We start from the raw sequence: 17,288 nt of genomic DNA, 5'->3' as shown, positions 1-17,288 counted from the left end.
TATGAAACGCAAGGGCGGATATGTCGTGCGGGCCCGGAACGTGCGCGTTCGATCACCCGAGGTGCGTCTGACCTCACGTATCTTCACCTGGCATTGAGGCTGCATCCTCGGTGTACTGACCCGTAGGCTGGCCATTGGACTAGACCTATTGACGTTTCCTGTCGACGTGCCCTGTCGATGTTTCCTGGAGGATTGGGATCCCATGAGCAACCGTGCAGTCCTGGAGGTGATCGCTCTCGACGCGGAGGACGCGGTCGCTGCCCAGGCGGGTGGTGCAGACCGGCTTGAGCTGGTCACCGACATGGCGGCGGACGGCCTGACCCCGTCCTGTGCGACCTTCGCGGAGATCCGGGCGGCGGTGGACATTCCGCTGCGGGTGATGCTCAGGGTGGCGGACGGTTTCGCGGCCGGCGACATCGAGGTGCTCGTGGCCAGGGCGCGCGAGCTGCGCGCGGAGGGCGCCGAGGAGTTCGTCCTCGGTTTCCTCGACGCGGAGGGCCGCCCGGACCTGGTCGCCGTCGAACGGCTCGTCGCCGAGCTGGACGGCTGCCGCTGGACCTTCCACCGCGCGATCGACCGGGCCGCCGACCGGGACGCCCTGCGCAAGCAGCTGGCGGACCTGCCCGGCCTGGACACCTACCTCACCGCCGGCTCGTCCAAGGGCGTCGACGACGGCATCCCGACGCTGCTGGTCGAGGCGGCGCGCTCGGGCGAGCCCGGGTACGAGCCGCAGATCCTGGTGGGCGGGGGCCTGCGCCTGGAGCACCTGCCGGAGCTGCTGGCCGCGGGCATCGACGCCGTGCACATCGGCGGCGCGGCGCGCCCGCACGGGTGGTCGGGGCCGGTGGACGCGGCGGCGGTGCGGGAGTGGCGGGCGGTGCTTGACGCGTAGCGGGGGTGGGGGCGGGAGCGGGGTGAGGCGGTGCGGGTGGGTCGCCTGCGGCGGGCCTGTTCCCCTACCCGCCCCTTCCCGTAACCGGGGGCTCCGCCCCCGGACCCCCGCTCCTCAAACGCCGGAGGGGCTGGGGTGTCCGCCGGAGGGGCTGGGATGTACGCCGGAGGGGCTGGGGTGTCCGCCGGAGGGGCTGGAGTCGGCGCGCGGTGCCAGTTCCTCCGGCAGGGGCGTCGCGTGGACCACCGTCAATCCCGACACCGCACGCGTCAGCGCCACATACAACCGGCGCAGGCCCGTGCGTTCGTCCGGTTCGCCGTCGACCACCGCGGCCGGCTCGTCCAGTACCACGTAGTCGTACTCCAGGCCCTTCGCCAGTGACGCCGGGACCAGGGTCAGACGGGACTCGGCGGTCGTCTCCTCACCGGGGGAGAGGTACGCGTGCCCCGCCGCCATCAGGGCCTCCGTCAGCGCGGGGATCCGCGCGTCGGCCGCGATCAGGCCGATCGAACCCTCCCGCGTCAGCGACTCCTCGCACGCCGCCAGCACCGCCGCGTCCAGCTCCGCCGGACCGGCCGCCTCCCGCACCTCCAGCGAACCCGGCGACTCACGCACCGACTCCACCGCCGCGAGGCCCGGCGAGATCACCGGCAGCAGCCGGGAGGCGTACGCGATCACCTCGCGCGGCACACGGAAGCCCGCCGTCAGCTCCTCCACCACCGCGTCCGACTTGCCGAGATGGTGCAGCGCCTGCGCCCAGCTCTCCGTCGACCACGGCGTCGTGCCCTGCGCGAGGTCGCCGAGGACCGTCGCCGAACCGGTCGTGCAGCGCCGGCCCACCGCCCGGTACTGCATGGGGGACAGGTCCTGCGCCTCGTCGAGCACCACATGGCCGAGCGAGTGCGTACGCGCCACCAGATCGTTCGCCTCGTCGATCAGCACCGCGTCCGCCGCCGACCACTTCGCCGACTTCACGCTCCGGGCGGGCTTCGTCCACAGGATCGTCTTCTGCTCGTCCTCGCTGAGCAGCCCCTCCGCGTGGGCGGCCAGGAACTCCGCGTCGATGAGCAGCCGCAGCACCAGCTTCGCCGGGTCGACGGCCGGCCAGATCGCCTTCACGGCCGCCTTCACCGCGGGGGTGCGGGCCACCGCGTTCTGCACCCGGTCGTCGGGCGCCTCGCCCGCCTCCTCCATCCGGACCAGGACGGAGTGCGCGATGCGCTGCGGAAGCGCTTCGTGGGCGGCCCCGTACCGCATGTCGCGGGCCAGCAGCTCGGTGACCATCTCCGCCAGCTCGTACGCGGGCACCCGCCAGCGCCGCGAACCGCGCACCACCACGACCGGCTCCGTCGGGAGCGTCACATGCGAACGGATCGCCCGCCGCAGCACCTGGGCCATCCGGGCGTCGCCCTTGACGACGGCGGCGTCCGCCGCGTCCGAGCCGCGCACCTCGATGCCGGCCGTCACCAGGTCGTCGACGGTCGCCTGCTTCACCGCCAGCTCACCGAGGGCGGGCAGCACCTGCTCGATGTACTGGAGGAAGGACCGGTTCGGCCCGATGACCAGCGTGCCGGTGCGGGCCAGCCGCTCGCGGTGCGCGTACAGCAGATACGCGACCCGGTGCAGGCCGACGGCCGTCTTACCGGTACCGGGCCCACCCTGCACGCAGACCGTCCCGCCGAGCTCGCTACGGACGATCTCGTCCTGCTCGGGCTGGATCGTCGCGACGATGTCCCGCATCGGGCCGACGCGCGGGCGCTCGATCTCCGCCTGGAGGAGCTTGCTGGTCTGCTCGGCCTCGGCGGGGTCGGTGAGGTGCTCGTCCTCGTACGCGGTCAGTTCACCGCCGGTGTAGCCGAAGCGGCGGCGCTGACCCACGTCCTGCGGGTCCTTCCTGGACGCCCGGTAGAACGGCTGCGAGACGGGCGCGCGCCAGTCGATGACCATCGGGTCGCCGTCGGCATCGTGGACATGGCGGCGTCCGATGTAGAACTGCTCGCCCTCCGCGCCCTCGGCCTGCTCGGCACCGACCCGGTGCAGATAGTCCAGGCGCCCGAAGAAGAGCGGGGTGTGGGCGAGATCGGCGAGCGACTTGATGCGCTCGTCGATCTGGGCCTGCAGGACGGCCGCGTTGACCCAGTTCGCGGTGACATCGCGGATGTCCAGGGCCTGGGCGTCCTCACGCATGGCCCGCAGGGCGGAGCGGGACGCGGTGAGATGGGCGCGTTCGCGAGCCAGGGGATCGGTGGTGGTGTCGCTTTCGTGTTCGTGCGCGGGCACGGTGTTGCCTCCGGCTTTTCAACGCAGGACGGCGGACCGCAGCTCGTCCCCGGCCGGTGCTCGGGGGCGATGCGGTCCGCTCGGGGATCGATCACGGGTACGCGCAGCAGGTGCGCGTACGGCTGTCGGCCGGTTTCCGTCCGGTCGGCGGCGCTCCCCCGGCTGCCGGCGCGCGCCCTGGGGCGAAAAGCCCTCGGGCTGCCGGTACCACGGTGCGGGAGGCGGGCAGACCGGCGATTGTATCGACCACGTTCGTCCGGGGCGAGCGGATTAATTCCGGGTCCATCCCGTAGGGGACGGCATGCGACCGCAGACCTACCCGCACCACCGCCGGATTCCGCCCCCGGGCCGATGCCCGCACGGGCCGGGCGCAGGACCATGGAACACATGAGCACAGTCAGCCTGAACCCCCGCAGGACCGGCCCCGCGCACGGCGCGACCGCGGCCACCGGTCACCACCACACCCACTGGGTCGGCGACGCGGTCCACGCCGTCAAGGTCTTCGCCCGTGCCGCGTTCGGCGTGGTCGTGCTCGGCGAGTACGCGGAGGAGGCGGGCGTCCGCCGCCACCACGCCCACTGAACACGCGCCGGTCGGCCGCCGGTCAGCTGTCGGTCAGCAGCTCGTCCGCGTCCACGATCCGGTACGCGTACCCCTGCTCGGCCAGGAACCGCTGGCGGTGCGCCGCGAAGTCCTGGTCGATCGTGTCGCGTGCGACCACCGAGTAGAACCGCGCCTCGTGCCCGTCCGCCTTCGGCCGCAGCACCCGGCCGAGCCGCTGCGCCTCCTCCTGGCGCGAGCCGAACGTCCCCGAGACCTGAATGGCGACGGTCGCCTCCGGCAGGTCGATGGAGAAGTTCGCGACCTTCGAGACCACCAGGACCTTGAGTTCGCCCTCCCGGAACGCGTCGAAGAGCTTCTCGCGCTGGGCGTTGCTCGTCTCGCCCTTGATCACCGGGGCGTTCAGATGCTCACCCAGCTCGTCGAGCTGGTCGATGTACTGCCCGATGACCAGGGTCTGCTCGCCGCGGTGCTTGCGCACCAGCGCCTCCGTCACCTTCCGCTTCGTCGCGGTCGTCGCGCAGAACCGGTACTTCTCCTCGGCCTCGGCGGTCGCGTACGCCAGCCGCTCCGAGTCCGTCAGATTGACCCGCACCTCGACACAGTCGGCCGGCGCGATGTAGCCCTGCGCCTCGATCTCCTTCCACGGGGCGTCGAACCGCTTGGGCCCGATCAGCGAGAAGACATCCGACTCGCGGCCGTCCTCACGCACCAGCGTCGCGGTGAGGCCCAGGCGCCGCCGGGCCTGGAGGTCGGCGGTGAACTTGAAGACGGGCGCGGGCAGCAGGTGCACCTCGTCGTAGATCACCAGCCCCCAGTCGCGGGAGTCGAACAGCTCCAGGTGCGGATAGACGCCCTTGCGGCGGGTCGTCAGCACCTGGTAAGTGGCGATGGTGACCGGCCGGATCTCCTTGCGCGTACCGCTGTACTCGCCGATCTCGTCCTCGGTCAGCGAAGTCCGCTTCACCAGCTCGTGCTTCCACTGCCGGGCCGAGACGGTGTTCGTCACCAGGATCAGCGTGGTCGCCTTGGCCTCGGCCATGGCACCGGCCCCGACCAGCGTCTTCCCCGCGCCACAGGGCAGTACGACGACACCCGAGCCGCCGTGCCAGAACCCCTCGACGGCCTGCTTCTGGTACGGCCGCAGCGCCCAGCCGTCCTCGGCCAGCTCGATGGAGTGCGCCTCGCCGTCGACGTAACCGGCGAGGTCCTCGGCGGGCCAGCCCAGCTTCAGCAGCGTCTGCTTGATCTGCCCGCGCTCGGACGGGTGCACGGCCACGGTGTCCGGGTCGATCCGCGCCCCGACCAGCGGCTGCACCTTCTTCGACCGGAGGATCTCCTCCAGCACGGGCCGGTCGGTGGAGGTCAGCACCAGACCGTGCACCGGATGCTTGGAGAGGGTGAGGCGGCCGTACCTGGCCATCGTCTCGGCGATGTCGACGAGCAGCGCGTGCGGAACGGGATAGCGCGAGTACTGCACGAGCGCGTCGACGACCTGCTCGGCGTCGTGCCCGGCGGCGCGCGCGTTCCACAGCCCGAGCGGGGTCAGCCGGTAGGTGTGGATGTGCTCGGGGGCGCGCTCCAGCTCCGCGAAGGGCGCGATGGCCCGACGGCAGGCGTCGGCCTGGTCGTGGTCGACTTCGAGGAGCAGTGTCTTGTCGCTCTGGACGATGAGGGGTCCGGTCACGTACGTCGGCCCTTTCTGCGGGGTGCGGCCACGGCATGCGGCCAAACGTCCAGTGTGCCGCATCCGGCGGTCATGGCGCGTGTGTTGTCGGGCACGGGGGCCGGGACGGGGCGGGGCCGCGGGGCCGGCTCACGCCGTGGCGTCGTCGGCCAGTTCGGCGACGCCGGTGATGCGGTGCAGCGGGTACGTGCGGACCTCGTCCGCCGTGTGGTCGTACGCCGTGACGAAGCCGCCCTCGACCCGGACCGGGGCGATGACGCGCTGGCTGGCGGCGCCGTCCGCGTTCACGTAGCCGATCCAGAGCGCCGAGCCGGTCATCGCGGCGGCCTGGACGGTGGCCAGGGTCTCGGCGGAGGTCGTACGGGGCAGGGCGCCGGGCGTTGCCGCAGGGGCCTCCGGGGTGTCCTTGCGGACCACCGTGGCGGCCGTTTCCCCGGCGCGGATCGCCCGTACCGCCGCGCCGAGCAGCGTGGCGTCCGGCAGCGGAGGGCCCTCGGGCACGGGGACGGGGGCCGTGCGGGGCGGGGTGCGGCGGGCGCCCGCGCGGGTGATCAGGACATCGCCCTCGGCGGACTCGGCGGCCGGGGCGTAGCCCATCTCGCGCAGCCCTTCGAGCAGTGACGCCGGGTCGACCTGCGCGGCCAGGACCGTCGGCGCGAGGCGGCGCAGGCGAAGGGTGGCCGAGCGCTTGTCGGCGAGGATCTCGTTCAGCACGGCCTCGTCGTCGCAGCGCACGTACGAGGAGGCGGCGCCGATCCGCAGATGGCCGTGGCGGCGGGCGATGTCGTCGATGAGGTAGCTGAGCGGCTGCGGGACGGGCGTACGGCTGTGGGCCGCGAGGAAGGCGTGCAGGTCGGCCGCGGACTGCCCGGCGTCCAGGGCACGGCGTACCGAGCCGGGGGTGAAGCGGTAGACCGTCGCACCGCCCTTCGACTCGATGTCCGCGAGGGCGGAGAGCATGTCCGCCAGGGGGCGTTCCAGCGGTCCGGGGGCGACGGCCGTGAGGTCGGCCTGGAGCAGGACGTGGTCCAGCGGCTCCGGGATGAGCGGCGCGAGCAGCGCGGCGGCCTCGGCCGGCCCGGTGTCGAGCAGGGCGCGGGTGTGCGTGGCGAGCGCGCCGCGGCCGGTGATGCCGAGGAGCTCGGACTCGTTGAGCGTCCACAGGGCGATCCGGGACCGCAGATCGGTGGTGTCCCCGGGGGAGGCGGAGGCGCCGCGCAGGGGACGTTCCCAGCGCAGCCGGGCGAGGACGGTCTCCGGGTCGGGGGCGGTGCCGGGCTCCAGGGCGGCGAGCAGGGCCAGGACCCGGTGGCGCACCTCCGGGGCGGCGGAGCGGTCGAGTTCGGGGCCCAGGGCGGACAGGGCCCGGCCCTTGGCGTCCTGGCCGCCGACCAGCCCGGAGGTGCGGGTGACGGCGAGCCAGGTGGTGGCGAGGGCCGCCCAGCGTTCCTGCGCGGGGAGTTCGGCCCAGTCGTCGTACGCGGGGGTCGGCGCGTAGCGTTCGTCGGCCTCCCCGTCGGAGGCCAGCAGCCCGGCGGCGTAGGAGAGTTCGACCCAGAACGCGGCGACCTGCTCGGGGACCTCCAGGGCGGCGGCGGTCTTCTTCAGCTCGCGGACGCTCAGTCCGCCGGCCCGCAGTATCGCGGGGCCGCCGCCGTTCCAGCTCTTCAGCAGCTCCTCGACGGTGTTCACGGCCAGGAACGCCTGACCGGCCGCGGCGCTGTCCACAGCCTGTGGATTGCGGTTGGCGACCGCCTCCACGGCGGGCGGCCGGGGTTCCGGTACGCGATGGGCGCGCCCGGCCCGCAGATGCAGGGCGGCCTCGCGGGGCAGCACCACGGTGCGCGTCGACACGGGCAGCAGCAGCCCGTGGTCGCGCAGCCACTTCACGGGCGGGGTGGGGTTCGGGGTCACTTCCCCGTACGGCGGCCCCCACACCAGCCGGTCCAGTACGGACAGGGCCTCGGCCGGGGCGGTGTCCAGCAGCTCGCCCATCCTGGCCCGGTCGGTGAAGAGCGCGGACAGGGAGGCCACGGCGGAGACCGGGTCGTGCGTGGCGGGCAGTCCGGCGGCGGCCAGGATCTCCTGAAGGCGGCCCGGGGACATGCCGGAGGTCGCCTCGGCGACGGTCGGCCCGAGACCGGTGGGGGAGGCGTGCTGCGGGGACGGCGCGAGGATCTCGCGCGCCGTGCGCACCAGCCGCAGCCGGTCGTCCTCGCCCCAGACGAGGGCCTGTTCGCGCAGCGTGGCCAGGGCACCGGGCAGCGCGTCCACGATCGCCGCGCCTGCGTCGTCACGGTGCTCGCCGTCGTCCCGGCCGTCGCCGGTGAGCAGCCCGAGCAGCGTCTCGTACGGGGCGGGATCGGCGGCCACCGCGAGCGCCTCGGCGGTCTGCAGGGCGAACTTGTCGAGGTGCTCCAGCGCGCGTACGACGGAGGCGCGGGTGCCGGCCCTCGTCGCGAGCTGGGTGATGTCGCCCGGCACCGGGTTGAGGAGGTCGGGGCGGGCGCGCAGCAGCCCGGCCAACGACTCGTCGTCCCGGGCGCGGAGCGCTTCGGCGAGCGTCCGCGGTGGTGTGGTCATCCCCATCCGTCCCACGGTAGTCGCTCCGGACAGGCCCGACAGGCTCTGAGGGCGCTACCGTCGGTGCAGGGCGGTAGAGGGGAACGATCGCGTGGGGATCGAGAGCGACCAGCTGGTCTACGACTATCTGAGCCGGGTGGGGGACCTGGCACAACAGCAACAGCTGTCCTCGGCCGCCCGGATGAGGCTGGTGTCGACGCTCCGGGGCGAGATCGACCGGCAGCGCGGAAAGCAGTCCGGGGACAGCCCGGCGGCGGTCCGCCGCATCATCGGAAGGCTCGGCACACCGGACGAACTGGTGGCCGCCGCGGTCACGTCGGGCGACGGCACGGTGGAGCTGCCGGAGCGGCCCGAGCGGGCGGAAGCCGCACCGGGGGAGGGGCGCGGCATCCCCCGTCCGCGCAAGGGGATGCTCCGGAAAGACAGTTCCGGCAAGGGCGCGTCGCAGCCGGAGGAGTCCGGCTCCGGCACGCCGGAAGCGGCGGCCGGCCGGGTGCCCTCGCCGCCGCACATGGCCGGTACGGACGAGCTGGGGCCGTCGGGCAGCGAGCCCGACTGGTGGCGGATCGAGCCGGGGCCGTTCGGCGACGGGGTCGATGTGCCGGGGTTCGTCGGCGGTGTCGAGATCCCGGACATGATGAGGCCGCCGCCCCGGGACGCGGTGCCGCGCCCGCGCGCGGCGGCCGACGAGCCGCTGGACGAGGAGCCCGGTGAGGACACCGGTGCCGAGGAGGAAGAGGAGGCGGCGCCGCGACGCCTCCGGCTTCCGCGGCTCCGCCGCCGTGCGCCGCGCGAGGACGGGGCGGGCGGGCGCGGGATCTCCCACCCGCTGCTGCTGCTCGCCGCCGTACTGCTGGTGACCGGCGCCGTGACGGGTTCCTGGCTGGCCCTGGCGGGCGGCTGGCTCCTCGCGTACAGCTCGCGCACCATGTCCCGAGCGGAGGCGAAGTGGGCCGCGATGGGGCTGCCGGGCATGGTCGCGGCGGGCGCCCTGGTCTGGCTGTGGGGCAGGAGCGACGGCCGGTGGGGCGAGCCCATCGGGACCGGGCAGATGGGCGACGCGATCGGCCAGATGTGGCCGTGGGTGGTGCGGGGGGCGGCTGTCGCCTCCGCGCTCTACCTGGTGTGGAGGTCGCGGAGGCAACGCTCGTGACGGCCGGTCGCCGGCCGGTCGGTCGGGCTTGGCCCGGAGGGTCGGCCGGTCGGCTTCGCCCCTGAAGCGTCGGCCGGTCGTCTTCGCCGGAACGTCAGCCGGTCATCTTCGCCCGGAGGGTCGGCCGGTCGGCTTCGCCCCTGAAGCGTCGGCCGGTCATCTTCGCCGGAACGTCAGCCGGTCATCCTCGCCCGGAACGTCAGCCGGTCATCTTCGCCTGGAACTCGTCGAGGATCTTGCCCGCGGCGGTGTAGCCGATGCCCGCGATCCACAGCCGGTCGTCGACCTTGAAGACCTTCCCGTCCTTGGACGCCTTCAGCCCCTTCCACAGGCCGCTGTTCATCGTCTTGGTCGTCCCCGCCTTCGCCGGGTCGCCGTACGTCGACGTGAAGACGACATCCGCGTCCGCGAGGTCGATCTTCTCGGGCGACACGTCGTACGAGAAGCCGTCCTTGGCCTTGTCGGTGATGGCGGGGCGGCCCACGCCGAGGTCGGTGAGGATCGAGCCGATGTAGTTCTGCTTGCCGTAGATGCGGATGTCGGCGCCCTCGACGAAGCGGACGAAGTTGACGTCGGTGGCGGCGGCCTTCTCCTTGCCGCCGATCGCCTCGGTCACCTTCGCGACATGGGCGTCGTAGTCGGCGACGACCTTCTTCGCCTCGGCCTGCTTGCCGAGCGCCTCCGCGTGCAGCTGGAAGTTCTCCTTCCAGGCGCTTCCGGTGGACTCCGTCATCACGGTGGGGGCGATGGCCCGGAGCTGCTCGTAGCGGTCGCCGTCACGGACCTTGCTGGTGAGGATCAGGTCCGGCTTCAGCGAGGCGACGGTCTCCAGGTCGGGGTTGGCGATCTCGCCGACCTCCTTGATGCCCTTCGTCCGGCTCGCGGGCAGGTAGGAGGGGAAGCTGTCCTCCGACGCCGAGTGCGTCGCGCCGACGGGCTGCACGCCGAGGGTGAGCGCGGAGTCCAGCTCACCGGTGTCGAGCACCACGACGCGCTTGGGGTGCACGGGGACCTTGACGTCACCCATGGCCGTCTTGACGGTGTGGGTCCTGGCGTCTCCGGAGTCGGAGCCGGAGTCGGAGGAGCCGCTGGCGCTCCCGCCGGACTCCGAGAATCCACAGGCGGAGAGCGCGAGCGCGCCGACCAGGGAGAGCGCGCCGAGAGCGAGGCCGCGGCGGCGGGTGGAGGGGGCCATGGGGTGCCTTTCGTAGGGATGGGGGTGGTCGTCGGTCGAGGGTGCGCCGGGGGGACCGGGGGCGGGGCGCGGGCTCACGAAGCCGGTTCGGCCTGCCAGGGAGCGCCCGGCACCACGAGCGGCGAACCGGTCACCGGGTCCGGGACGATCACCGCTTCCAGGCCGAAGACCTCGCGTACGAGATCGGCCGTGACGATGTCCTCGGGGCGGCCCTCGGCGACGATCCGGCCCGCCTTCATGGCGACCAGGTGGTCCGCGTACCGGGCGGCCTGGTTGAGATCGTGGAGCACGGTGACGACGGTCCGGCCGCGGGTGCCGTCCGCCGCCGGGGCGGTGAGCCGGCGCACCAGGTCCAGGACCTCCACCTGGTGCGCGATGTCGAGGTACGTGGTCGGCTCGTCGAGCAGCAGCAGATCGGTCTCCTGGGCGAGCGCCATCGCGATCCAGACCCGCTGGCGCTGGCCGCCGGACAGCTCGTCCACGGACCGGTCGCCGAGCGCGGTGATGTCCGTGCGCTCCATCGCGTCCGTCACCGCCCGCTCGTCCTCCTCCGACCACTGCTGCCACCAGTGCTGATGCGGCTGGCGCCCGCGGGCGACGAGGTCGGAGACGGTGATCGCCTCCGGGGCCACCGGGGTCTGCGGCAGCAGCCCGATCGACTGGGCGATCTTCCTGGTGGGGATCTTCGACAGCTCGGTGCCGTCGAGGAGCACGGCCCCGCCGCGCGGCTTGAGGAGCCGTCCGAGCGCGCGCAGGGTGGTCGACTTGCCGCAGGCGTTCGGGCCGACGATGACCGTGACCCGGCCGTCCGGCACGTCGAGGTCCAGCGCGTCGACGACGGTGCGGTCCTCGTACGCGAGCGTCAGCTCCCGCGCGGTGAGCCGGCCGGTCGCCGTCGCGGTCGCGGTCGCGGTCGCCGTGGTGCCGGACCTGGGGGTCGAACTCATGCTGTGCCTCCACTACGGCCGCGACCGCCGCCCTGACCGCGGATGATCAGCCAGATCAGATACGGGGCGCCGACCGCCGCCGTCAGAACGCCCACCGGCAGCTCGGTGGGCGAGAAGAGCCTGCGCGCCAGCAGATCCGCGCACACCACGATCACCGCGCCGAGCAGCGCCGAGCAGAACAGCGGGATCTGTGCGGTGCGGGTCATCCGGCGGGCGATCTGCGGGGCGAGGAGCGCCACGAAGTCGACCGGCCCGGCCGTCCCGGTCGCCACGGACGCCAGGATCACTCCGAGCGCGACAAGACCCAGCCGTACCCGCCCCAGCCGCACCCCGAGCGCGGTCGCGGTGTCGTCGTCCATCGAGACGGTGCGCTGGGCGCGGGCCGCCCACAGGACGGCGGGCAGCAGGATCAGCAGCGTCCAGCCGATCGGCGCGGCCTCGGACCAGCCGCGGCCGTTGAGCGAGCCGGTCATCCAGATCTGCGCCTGCTGGGCGACCAGGTAGTCGCCCTTCGTCAGGAACAGCGTGGTGACCGACCGCAGCGCGATGGCGAAGCCGATGCCGATGAGGACGAAGCGGGTGGCGTGCAGCCCGCCGCGCCAGGCGAAGACGTACACGAGCGCCGCCGCGGCCACCCCGCCGATGACGGAGAGGTACGGCAGCACGGTGTACGAGGTGATGCCGAAGGTCATCGCGCCGACCGTGAGCGCGCTCGCGCCCTGGCTGATGCCGATGATGTCGGGGCTGGCCAGCGGATTGCGGGCGACCGTCTGGATCAGCGCACCGGCGATCCCGAAGGCCACGCCGACCAGCAGGCCCACGGTCATCCGCGGCAGCCGCAGTGTGCCGACGACCAGTTCGTCGGGGGACGGCTGCCCCAGGACCACCTTCACGACCTCGCCGGGCGCGACGAAGCTCTCGCCGACGCAGAGGTACGCGACACAGACGGCGGCCAGCAGCACGGCGAGCACGGTGGCGACGAGGGCCGCCCGCCGGTGCAGCAGGAACCGCCCCCGCGCCCCGATCCGTACGACGTGATACCCGGCGGGCCGTACCCGGACCGCAGCTTCGGCACTCATGCGGGCACCGCCTTCCGGCGTACCAGGGCGACCAGGAACGGAACGCCGATCAGCGCCGTCATCACGCCCGCCGGGACCTCGCTCGGCGGGAAGACGATGCGGCCGATGACATCGGCGACGAGCAGCATCACGGGCCCGATCAGTGCCGCCATCGGCAGCACCCAGCGGTGGTCGGAGCCGACGACCGCGCGGGCGATGTGCGGGACGGCGAGCCCGATGAAGGCGATCGGCCCGGCCGCCGCGACACCGACCCCGGTCAGCACCGTGGCCCCGACGCCGCCGACGATCCGTACCGTCGCGACGTTCTGCCCGAGCCCCTTCGCGACGTCCTCGCCGAGCGCCAGCGCATCGAGCCCACGGGCGACGGACAGCACGAGCACCGCTCCGACCAGCAGGAACGGCCAGATCTGCTGGGCCACCTCGGCCTCGCGCCCGGCGATCGAGCCGACCTGCCAGAAGCGGAACTCGTCCAGCGCGGACGCCTTGGTCGTCAGCACCGCCGAGACCACCGACACCAGCAGCGCGTTGATGGCGGCGCCGCCCAGCGCGAGCTTCACGGGGGTGGCGCCCCCGCGCCCGCTCGACGCGATCGCGTACACGGCGACGGAGGCGACCGCCGCCCCCGCGAAGCCGAACCATACGTACCCCGTCAGGGTGTGGATCCCGGCGAACGCGATGGCCAGCACCACACCCACCGAGGCGCCCTGGCTGATGCCGAGGATGCCGGGGTCGGCGATGGGGTTACGGGTGATGCCCTGGAGCACTGTGCCCGCGAGGGCCAGTGCGGCGCCGACCATCAGGCCGATCAGGGTGCGCGGCACGCGCATGTTCCGGATGACTTCGGCGTTGTCGGAGTGCCCGCCGTGCAGCAGGACGTCGAACACTTCGGACGGGGGTATGGAACGGGCCCCCACGGCCAGGCTGAGTAGTACCGCCACGAGCAGCGCCGCGACGGCCGCCGCCGTCGCGAGTGCGCGTCTGGAGCGGCGTGGTGCGGCGGCTGACATCGGACCCAATCAAGTGGCGAAGAACAAGTGGCGAGAACAGTGCGAAGGTAAGGCTTGGCTAAGTCTAAGCACCGCCGTTTCAGGCCCGAAGGCCGCACCGGGGACGGATACGCCACCCATCCCCACGACAATGGCTGCCATGCCCTCACACCCCCTGACGGTCGGCTTCGACCTCGACATGACGCTCATCGACACCCGGCCCGGCATCAAGGCCGCCTACCTGGCGCTCTCCGCCGAAACGGGGACGCCGATCGACGCCGACCTGGTGGTGAGCAGGCTCGGCCCGCCGGTCGACGAAGAGCTGCGGAACTGGTTCCCCGCCGACGCGGTGGCCGCGACCGCCGACCGCTACCGCGAGATCTACCCCACACACGCCATCGACCCGAGCCTCGCGCTGCCGGGCGCGCGGGAGTCGGTCGCGGCGATCCGCGAACGGGGCGGCCGGACGATAGTCGTCACCGCCAAGCACCGGCCGAGCGCGGAACTTCACATGAATCACCTCGGGATCGAACCCGACGCGATCATCGGCGGCCTGTGGGCCGAGGCCAAGGGCCGGGCCCTGCGCGAGCACGGCGCGCACATCTACGTGGGCGACCACACCGGCGACGTACGAGGCGCCCGCACGGCCGGCGCCCTGTCGGTCGCGGTCACCACGGGCCCCTGCGACGCGACGGAACTCCGGGCGGCGGGGGCGGACGTCGTCCTGTCGTCCCTGACGGAGTTCCCGGCGTGGCTGGAGGGGTACGCGGCGCGCTGAGGTCTGCGGGGGCGCCTACGCCTTGGCCGCGCACTCGGCCCAGAGCAGCTTCCCGCCCTGTCCCGGCAGTCCGCCGCGCATCGGGTACGCGCCCCAGGACTCCGCGTAGAGCGTGACGAGGTACAGCCCGCGCCCGCGTTCGGCCAGTTCCTCCGGTGTCCTGGCGCCCCATCGGAACGGGGCGGGGATGTGCGGATCGGTGTCCCAGACGCTCAGCCGGATACGGCTGCGCCCGGCGTCGCGCAGGCGCAGGGAGTACGGCCCCGAGGAGTACAGGTAGGCGTTGGTGACCAGCTCGCTCGCCAACAGCTCCGCGACTTCGGTGAGTTCGGGCATGCCGTGCACGCGCAGGACGTTACGGAGGGTGGCACGGGCGACGCCGGGGGCGCGGGGATCCTGCGGGAGTTGGAGGGTGTATGTCCAGGGCGGGGATACCGTGGAACCGACCATGGAAGTCTCCGTTCACGGGAGGGAGTTGGATCGCGGGTTTCCGGTTGCCCGGTGACGAGGCCGCTCCGTCGAGCGGGGTACTTCCGGGCGGGTGGCCTGAGACCAAGCTAACGGCGCGGGACATGAAATATTTGCCAGATTGCCAATCGATTGAGATCTGCACTCGTGTGAGTGACGTTGGCAACGTGTTTCCGACCAGGGAGAGTTGACGCATGGCCTCCAGAAGCACCCCTGGCGTGCGGCGCCTGCGCCTCGGGACCGAGTTGCGCAGACTGCGGGACCGCGCTGGGCTCACGGCCACGGAGGGCGCGCGTCTGCTCGGTATCAGCCAGGCTCAGCTCAGCAACATCGAGGCGAGCCGCTTCGGCGTGAGTGCGGAACGGCTGCGCGCGATGGCTCGCAACTATCGCTGCTCGGACACCGCGTACGTCGCAGGTTTGCTCGATCTCGCGGGGGAACGTTCGTCGGGCTGGTGGGAGACATTCCGCGAGGTGCTGCCTTCCCCGTTGCTGGACATTGCAGAACTGGAGCACCATGCGACCGCGCTGCGATCTGCCAACACGTCCCATATCCCGGGGCTTCTCCAGACCACGGACCACGCCCGCGAGATCTTCCGGCAGGTGGTGCCGGAGTTCTCCCGCTCGGACATCGAGCATCGTGTGAACCACCGGCTTCAGCGCCAGACCCTTCTCGACCGACCGAATCCGCCAGCGTTTCGGGCGGTCATACACGAAGCCGCCCTCCGCGTCCCGGTGGGCGGTCCCGTCGTCGCCAGGAACCAGCTTCGGCATCTGCTCGAACAGAGTGAGCGAGAGCACATCACGATCCAGGTGATCCCGTTCGCTATCGGCGCCTATCCCGGATCTGGCCAGACCATCTTGTACGTACACGGCTCAGTGCCCCGTCTCGACACGGTTTCGTTGGACCAGTCGCACGGCCCTGCCCTGGTGGATGCCGAGGCGGAACTGGAGGCCTACCGCCTCCTGCTGGCACGCGTGGAGGCCGTGGCGCTGGCGCCGGACGAGTCCCGGGACTTCATCCACAGTCTGATTGCCGACCAGTGAAGGAACTGGATATGAACGAGCACGCATGGCAGAGGTCCTCGTACTGCGGACAAGGCGAATCCTGCGTCCATGTCGCCCCGGACGCCGACGGCGGCGTCAAGCTCACTGAAAGCGGCGACCCCACCGGAGCGATACTCCGCACCACACCGGGCGTGTGGGCCGTCTTCGTACGCACTCTCAAGGAGCGTCCCCACCGGGGCTGACACTTCTGCGCCTGGCCGACCCGGCCCCTGGCGGGATTCAGCCCCTGCTGGTACCGGCGGTCACGTGGTCGTTGATCTGCCGCAGGCGTTGCCAGGCGGCGGGGTCGGTGCCGTCGCCGAGTGCGTAGTGCAGGGCAGGCCGGGCGGCAGGGCCGAGCCGGGTCGGTGCGAAGGGTGTGCGGTCCGCGTCGAGCTCGGCCACGGCGTCGGGGCCGAGGGTGAAGGAGAGCGGCACCGGGGGTGGCTCGTGGTGGGCGGGGGTGGTCAGATCCGCGCGTGCGGTGCGCAGTTGGCCGATCATCGTGGCGAGGTTGTGCCTGGCGGCCAGGGATTCGGCCAGTTCGGGCATGGCGGCCACCGGGGCGTTCTGATCGGCGCGGTAGCCGACGGCCAGCGTGATGTGCTCCTCGACGCCGAGGTGGGTGCGGGCGGTGCGCACGGTGGCGATCGCCGGGTGGTCGGGGGTGCCGATCGCGACGGCCCAGGTGGGCAGGGACTGCTGGGCGCGGGTACGGGCCAGGTCGGTCAACTGCCGTGGTGACCAGGGCACGTTGACGGGTTCGGCGGTGGACCACCCGGCGGGCGGGGCTCCGGTGAGTGTGTGCCAGGCCTGTTCCAGGGCGCCGCCCAGGACGAGATGCTCGTCGGCGGGGTGGACCGTACGGATGGACAGCAGCAGCTGCCGTTCGCCTTCGGTGCCGGGTCGGGGCCGGAAGGCATCCGCGACCTGGGGCCTGTCGTCGGCGGCGTGGGTGAATCGCCCGTCGTGCCAGCGCAGTACGGATCCGGAGAGGCCGTCGTAGTAACCGCACCCGGGGTCGCTCACGACCCAGCGGGAGGGCAGCCCGTCCAGCAGCGTGCGGGCGGGGAAGGTGAGCCGTGTGCTGGGCGGGGTGACGAGCTGGAGTTCGCGTCCGGTGCGGGCGGCGTTGCGCACCACGTCGGTCAGCCAGGTCGTGGCAGCGATCACGGGGCGGCCCTGGATGACGACGGCGGCCTTCTCGGTGAGCAGGTCGACGCCCAGGGGTGTCGCTTCCGCGACGGCGTCGGCGAGGTCTGTCACGACCTCGGTGTGACCGGCCTCGCGCGGCCAGACATCGCCCCCGTGCACGGCGACCAGCCGCCCGGCTACGGACCCGGCCAGCCGCACGGCCCCCTCCACAGAACTGGTCGCCCGCGCCTCGGTCCACCACACGGGCGACTCCGCGCGCGCGTCCGGCCCGAGCAACCGGGCCACCTCGCCCGGCACTTGGACGTACCGGGGCGCCTCGACCGACACCAACGCCTGCCCGGCAGCCGTGCACAGCTGAGCGACGGACCCGTCGCCGGCCCGGTTCACAAGCAGATCGGGACCGCCGGCGAGGAGCCCGGCCAGCAGCGTCCTGGTGTCGGGCATCTGCGGGGTGAGGGCTATGACGTCCTGGGTCATC

At 72.4% G+C, this 17,288-nt stretch carries 15 protein-coding genes; 6 read left to right on the top strand and 9 right to left on the bottom strand.

The features are described 5' to 3' along the window. The first annotated feature begins 202 nt into the window (after positions 1-202). Positions 203-892, top strand: coding sequence for a copper homeostasis protein CutC (locus tag OG520_RS17755; RefSeq protein ID WP_406013813.1), 690 nt, complete (start codon positions 203-205; stop codon positions 890-892). A gap of 114 nt (positions 893-1,006) precedes the next feature. Here the strand turns inward: OG520_RS17755 and OG520_RS17750 are convergent, their stop codons facing one another. Next, positions 1,007-3,172, bottom strand: coding sequence for a HelD family protein (locus OG520_RS17750; protein WP_406013812.1), 2,166 nt, complete (start codon positions 3,170-3,172; stop codon positions 1,007-1,009). Between the two features lie 387 nt (positions 3,173-3,559). On the opposite strand from OG520_RS17750, the gene OG520_RS17745 reads away from it, so the two are divergent. Next, positions 3,560-3,754: a hypothetical protein gene (locus tag OG520_RS17745; RefSeq protein WP_406013811.1), complete on the top strand. Its 195-nt coding sequence runs from the start codon at positions 3,560-3,562 to the stop codon at positions 3,752-3,754. 22 nt (positions 3,755-3,776) lie between these two features. Here OG520_RS17745 and OG520_RS17740 read toward each other — a convergent pair whose 3' ends face one another. Together OG520_RS17740 and OG520_RS17735 are read right to left on the bottom strand one after the other, a co-directional pair. Next, the gene (locus OG520_RS17740; RefSeq protein WP_406013810.1) at positions 3,777-5,420 is read right to left on the bottom strand and encodes a DNA repair helicase XPB; all 1,644 of its coding nucleotides are present in this window, start codon (positions 5,418-5,420) and stop codon (positions 3,777-3,779) included. 129 nt (positions 5,421-5,549) lie between these two features. Next, complete coding sequence (locus OG520_RS17735) at positions 5,550-8,009, bottom strand: helicase-associated domain-containing protein (protein WP_399331265.1); 2,460 nt, start codon at positions 8,007-8,009, stop codon at positions 5,550-5,552. An 85-nt stretch (positions 8,010-8,094) separates the two neighbouring features. Here OG520_RS17735 and OG520_RS17730 point away from each other — a divergent pair, with 85 nt between their 5' ends. Continuing rightward, a complete protein-coding gene (locus tag OG520_RS17730) occupies positions 8,095-9,156 on the top strand; it encodes a hypothetical protein (protein ID WP_406013809.1) in 1,062 nt (353 codons plus the stop codon). A gap of 199 nt (positions 9,157-9,355) precedes the next feature. On the opposite strand, the gene OG520_RS17725 is transcribed toward OG520_RS17730, so the two are convergent. The 4 genes from OG520_RS17725 to OG520_RS17710 form a co-directional block, all read right to left on the bottom strand. Next, entirely contained in the window at positions 9,356-10,351 is a 996-nt protein-coding gene (locus OG520_RS17725; protein WP_406013808.1) for an ABC transporter substrate-binding protein, read from the bottom strand. 74 nt (positions 10,352-10,425) lie between these two features. Further along, on the bottom strand, positions 10,426-11,298 hold the full coding sequence (locus OG520_RS17720; protein WP_406013807.1) for an ABC transporter ATP-binding protein: 873 nt from the start codon (positions 11,296-11,298) through the stop codon (positions 10,426-10,428). Continuing rightward, a complete protein-coding gene (locus OG520_RS17715; RefSeq protein ID WP_406013806.1) occupies positions 11,295-12,377 on the bottom strand; it encodes a FecCD family ABC transporter permease in 1,083 nt (360 codons plus the stop codon). The genes OG520_RS17720 and OG520_RS17715 overlap by 4 nt, the downstream gene beginning before the upstream one ends. After that, positions 12,374-13,384: a FecCD family ABC transporter permease gene (locus OG520_RS17710; RefSeq protein WP_399331275.1), complete on the bottom strand. Its 1,011-nt coding sequence runs from the start codon at positions 13,382-13,384 to the stop codon at positions 12,374-12,376. The genes OG520_RS17715 and OG520_RS17710 overlap by 4 nt, the downstream gene beginning before the upstream one ends. A 139-nt stretch (positions 13,385-13,523) precedes the next feature. Here OG520_RS17710 and OG520_RS17705 point away from each other — a divergent pair, with 139 nt between their 5' ends. After that, positions 13,524-14,141, top strand: coding sequence for an HAD family hydrolase (locus OG520_RS17705; protein WP_406013805.1), 618 nt, complete (start codon positions 13,524-13,526; stop codon positions 14,139-14,141). 15 nt (positions 14,142-14,156) lie between these two features. On the opposite strand, the gene OG520_RS17700 is transcribed toward OG520_RS17705, so the two are convergent. Continuing rightward, positions 14,157-14,591 carry an ATP-binding protein gene (locus tag OG520_RS17700; protein ID WP_406013804.1) on the bottom strand — a complete coding sequence of 145 codons (435 nt, stop codon included), beginning with the start codon at positions 14,589-14,591 and terminating at the stop codon, positions 14,157-14,159. Between the two features lie 212 nt (positions 14,592-14,803). On the opposite strand from OG520_RS17700, the gene OG520_RS17695 reads away from it, so the two are divergent. Together OG520_RS17695 and OG520_RS17690 are read left to right on the top strand one after the other, a co-directional pair. After that, positions 14,804-15,655 (top strand): helix-turn-helix domain-containing protein, encoded by an 852-nt coding sequence (locus OG520_RS17695; protein ID WP_406013803.1) that lies wholly within the window; start codon positions 14,804-14,806, stop codon positions 15,653-15,655. A gap of 11 nt (positions 15,656-15,666) precedes the next feature. After that, positions 15,667-15,858, top strand: coding sequence for a DUF397 domain-containing protein (locus tag OG520_RS17690; protein WP_406013802.1), 192 nt, complete (start codon positions 15,667-15,669; stop codon positions 15,856-15,858). Between the two features lie 37 nt (positions 15,859-15,895). On the opposite strand, the gene OG520_RS17685 is transcribed toward OG520_RS17690, so the two are convergent. Next, positions 15,896-17,287: a DUF6177 family protein gene (locus tag OG520_RS17685; RefSeq protein ID WP_406013801.1), complete on the bottom strand. Its 1,392-nt coding sequence runs from the start codon at positions 17,285-17,287 to the stop codon at positions 15,896-15,898. Position 17,288 lies beyond the last annotated feature (1 nt).

The organism is Streptomyces sp. NBC_00984 (assembly GCF_045162475.1).
Classification (GTDB): Bacteria; Actinomycetota; Actinomycetes; order Streptomycetales; family Streptomycetaceae; genus Streptomyces.
This window is presented reverse-complemented; position numbering and strand designations above follow the sequence as displayed.